This window comes from Microcoleus sp. LAD1_D5, assembly GCF_036702115.1.
GTDB lineage: Bacteria > Cyanobacteriota > Cyanobacteriia > Cyanobacteriales > Microcoleaceae > Microcoleus.
In genome coordinates this window covers 1-3,830 of record NZ_JAUBSA010000156.1, presented here as the reverse complement: position 1 = coordinate 3,830, position 3,830 = coordinate 1, and the positions used below count along the sequence as shown (strand labels likewise).

The following is a 3,830-nucleotide window of genomic DNA, read 5'->3' as shown; positions in this document are numbered from 1 at the left end:
TTTAACAAATTTTCCAGACCGCCCTTTCTATATTGGGAGAGCCAGCGATGAATCGTTGCCTCACTTTTACCTAAAACTGTGGATACTTCCCGAACAGTTTCTACTTGTTTTGACTGAAATAAATAAAGCATTTGAACTTTGTTATAAGCTAGGATTTTTTTTTGCTGTTTGAGGATTTATCGTAAATTTTTTACAGATTCGGTAATCTTTATATGAGGACGACAAGACATTGTAATTCTCGCCTTTACTTTTTACACAAGTCTATCACATCTTTAAAAAAATGGTATAAGGCAAATAGCTAAGGTAAAATCGCCTTAAAAAATCGGGTATGCAGAGTTAATTTTTTTTATCCCTCTTTGTGCGCTATTAGGAGCGATCAAAGGATGGAAGGCTGTTTAAACTTGTGCTGTTTTTAAATTTTTAGCAGTGACCGATATGTTATGAATTATACAAAATGAGCCGTTACTGGCAATTCTCGCGGAGGAGCGATCGCCCCCAATGAATTCAGGAAACAGATTCAGCGCCACACAGCACAAAATATCTGGATTCACAAGCTCCGAGTCTTCGTTGGCCCAGAGATCACAAAGTTGCCTTAATTAACACAAATAAGGGTTTTGCAAGAAAATCAAAAAAATATTTCCTTGAGAAACAAGAATAAAAACTTGCTCGCTTATTGTAGCCCCGGTAACAACACGTATGCCTGAAGTTATAGTCCACAGCCCAGTCTACGGGAAAATCTAAATCAATAGGGTGATGTGGCAGTGTCCGGGTGTTAAGAGGGGCGATCAAAGAGGAATGTTCTCCGAGCGATCGCTTCCCAATCGGGGAGTGTAAAACTTAGGAAGGCAAGGAGTTGGAGACAATGCTGAACTTTTTGAGTTCAGGAAAGTAGCGTTAGCACTAAACTCTGCCGTATTGTGGATTTCGACCAAAATTTGTAACAGTTCTTAACTATAAATAATTCTGCCAAAACTGCTAGCATAGTGACACTTTTGCTAGCAAAAACAGATAAAGTAAATAAAGTTGGCTAGCTCTAGACGCCCCGATCCCCATCCTGGGGATGTTGAATCAATTTGATTCATACCAAGTGGTTTTAGAGTTACAATCGGAACCAAAGCATCGCTATTTAACTGAGTTCTTTACTTACTTTTACTTTCAGCTATGAACGTGGATTTTATCAAAGCCCAAGTCAGGTTGCTACAGGGTGCAAGTTCATCGGAGCGAGAAACCCTTATTAAAAACATCGGCGTCTGTGCTGGCGTGATCCGACCAGGAGAGTACGTGACTCCGCAACGGAAGCACGCTATCACTCTCTGGCTGCAAACAAATGCGGTTCGCCTCCGGCTTCCCCAACTTCCTCTGGACTTATCGGGCCAAAAGCCTTAACAGGGAAGTAATCAAGAGGTAGCGACAGAATCAAAGAAATTAGTCAATCTTATCTAAAAGTGCGTTTTTATTGAGCTGTACAGGATCAATGAAACACGATTAAGATTGAAAAAATGTTTGTAGGGAAAGTTGGGCTCGAAAACACGCCTGTGGACAAGAAGCGGCCGACCGCCTTGGTAAAAGCAGGAAGTGAACGTCAAACCTGCTCTAAAAGTAGATTTGAGTAAGTTTCACAGAAGGGATTATTGTGCACAGCTATAACCTGGGTTATTTGCTTTTAGATTTGAGATTCACGATTTAGCTCGTATTGGATAAATTTGCTATTTGTGGATCGCCTGAAAAATTATCCTATTCAATAGGCATAACTAATACAGGGGCAGTCATTGAACTGCCCTTACTTTTGAACGCATGCGAAACTGCTGCAAGTTACAATAAACGCATCTACTTGCAGATAGAGTTTAGGTGAACTCTCATGTAAGCTGCGGCGCCTCTATATTATCTGTTATGTTCGTGATGGGAGGGAGAGAAGGGGAGAGGGGGAGGATTTGACGAGCTTTGGTAGGGAATTAATATCATCAAACAGAACGAGTTATGACTATTCACTTGCTTTCTAGGGCGTGTCATCAGTTGAGCCAAACCACGGTAGCAGCGAGGTAAATTGCACCCAGAAAGTTAACCTTGAGCTTGTCGTAGCGGGTGGCGAGCGCACGATATTGCTTGAGTTTGGCAAAAAAGTTTTCAATTAAATGACGGGCTTTGTCTTAGTCGCGCTTGGTGGTGCGGTTAAGCTTGGAGGGGATCACGGCGGCCTTGGTTGGCGCTTGGAGAACATTGATTACCGTGCATCAGCATCGTATCCTTTGTCTGCAAGTAAAGTGTCCGCCATCAGGTCAGGCAAGAGGACATCTGCACCGTCTTGCGTCACAGGCTTATCCATGCGTGAGGTGAAAGCTGACCGGATTTCCCTTCTTCATCGACCACTGCATGGATTTTGGTGCTCAACCCGACGAGTGCTACGTCCAATTGCTTCTGTGTCTGCACCCCCCTTTTACGCCCGCGCTGGGAAAAGTGGGCGCGGACAATGGTGGAATCAATCATCGCGTACTCGTTGTCTGCTTCTTCGGCTAACACCTCAAATACCCGTTGCCACACCCCAGTTTTGCTCGATCGACCCAAGCGCATGTGTACGACTCCAAAGTCCCCAAACCGTTCAGGTAAGTCCCGCAACGGCATGCCGACTCGATCGCGATACAACCCCGCCTCCACAAACAACCGATTATCTTTGGCAGTCCCACCTACATAACCGTCTAGTCCTGGTAACAGGTCTTTTATTATTTCCCACCGGTCATCCCGTAGGGCATAACGACGGCTGGTCATGGCGAGTAAATCCTTTTATTTGGGTCTGTTTTTACTTGATCTTTCTTTACGTTAACTGATGACACGCCCTAATATATTTTTCCACAAAAATACTGTGAGCAAAAAACAAAAATTTCCTTATTTAGTTGGTTCTCGATGGACTTCACACCAAAAAACTTGGGGGTGGAGACACTTTCAAGTGGTCAACCGAAAAAACGAAGGTAAATGGGTATTTGCAGAAATGGTGGCGGCTTGCGATCCAAATGTCCGTTTTTGGCTGAACGCCGCACAGCTCAAAGACCGCTCGCTCTGGCAAGCTGGATGGCAGTCTACGCAAGAATTAGAGGAATTAGAAACTGCGGACTAAAAGACAGGGCTGTGGGGTAGAGTGAGCGGAACTTCCGCCGCCTGCTCGCTATCGTTCCGATCCAAACCAATAAGGAGTGAGACTTTCCCGGTTGTGAAAAATCTTTTACATGACTACAAGTCCTGGAAACCTGGTGTTGCACATTTATGGTATGATCGAAAGATATATAGCGATCGCAAATCATTCGTAAATTAATTAAGGTTTCGATCGAGCAGCAGTTCCATTGAGTGTTGGTTCAAAACTACCAAATTTGTGTAAAAGAGAGAAAGTCAAAGCTTTGTTCATGTATGGTAAAATTGAAGAACCATTTAACCAAGGAAAAAGAACCGATCCGCTTCCCAAATTTCCTCACCCAAGTCTTGGCATGAAGCCAAATATCTTCGACCGGATTCTGTTCGGGAGCATTGGGAGCAAACAGGACACAAGTTAAAGGCCATTCATCCCGCTATGAGCCTTGATTAATTTCTTCTAGGTAAGCTTTCATCTCTTTATATTTGTGATAGCTAGCTCCATCCCAAATAATTAAATGTCTGGCTTCGGGATTTAAAGATTGTAAATCTTTTAAGAAAGCAACTGTATTCTCAGAATTTGCCGTTGCATATTCTCGCAGAACAAACTGTTTAGTTAAATAATTTACTGCGCCATAAGTAAGTCGGCAGGAAAATGCCTAAGTATGTAACAAAATATTAAGTAGGACGATCTGTTCTCAATTTAATGCGTT

General features: G+C 43.1%; 3 protein-coding genes and 2 pseudogenes. 2 read left to right on the top strand and 3 right to left on the bottom strand.

The genetic code is table 11. The features are described from left to right. Positions 1-131, bottom strand: a 131-nt coding sequence (locus QUA70_RS28725) for a helix-turn-helix domain-containing protein (protein ID WP_445251685.1), incomplete at its 3' end; no start/stop codon positions are given. 1,030 nt (positions 132-1,161) lie between these two features. On the opposite strand from QUA70_RS28725, the gene QUA70_RS28170 reads away from it, so the two are divergent. Beyond that, the gene (locus tag QUA70_RS28170) at positions 1,162-1,386 is read left to right on the top strand and encodes a hypothetical protein (protein ID WP_006635912.1); all 225 of its coding nucleotides are present in this window, start codon (positions 1,162-1,164) and stop codon (positions 1,384-1,386) included. A 623-nt stretch (positions 1,387-2,009) separates the two neighbouring features. On the opposite strand, the pseudogene QUA70_RS28165 reads toward QUA70_RS28170, so the two are convergent. Further along, a pseudogene (locus tag QUA70_RS28165) lies at positions 2,010-2,763 on the bottom strand (IS5 family transposase). Positions 2,764-2,857: 94 nt separating this feature from the next. On the opposite strand from QUA70_RS28165, the gene QUA70_RS28160 reads away from it, so the two are divergent. Further along, positions 2,858-3,109, top strand: coding sequence for a TIGR02450 family Trp-rich protein (locus QUA70_RS28160; RefSeq protein WP_242725377.1), 252 nt, complete (start codon positions 2,858-2,860; stop codon positions 3,107-3,109). A gap of 195 nt (positions 3,110-3,304) precedes the next feature. On the opposite strand, the pseudogene QUA70_RS28155 reads toward QUA70_RS28160, so the two are convergent. Beyond that, a pseudogene (locus tag QUA70_RS28155) lies at positions 3,305-3,755 on the bottom strand (transposase); the annotation flags it as partial. Positions 3,756-3,830: the final 75 nt, after the last annotated feature.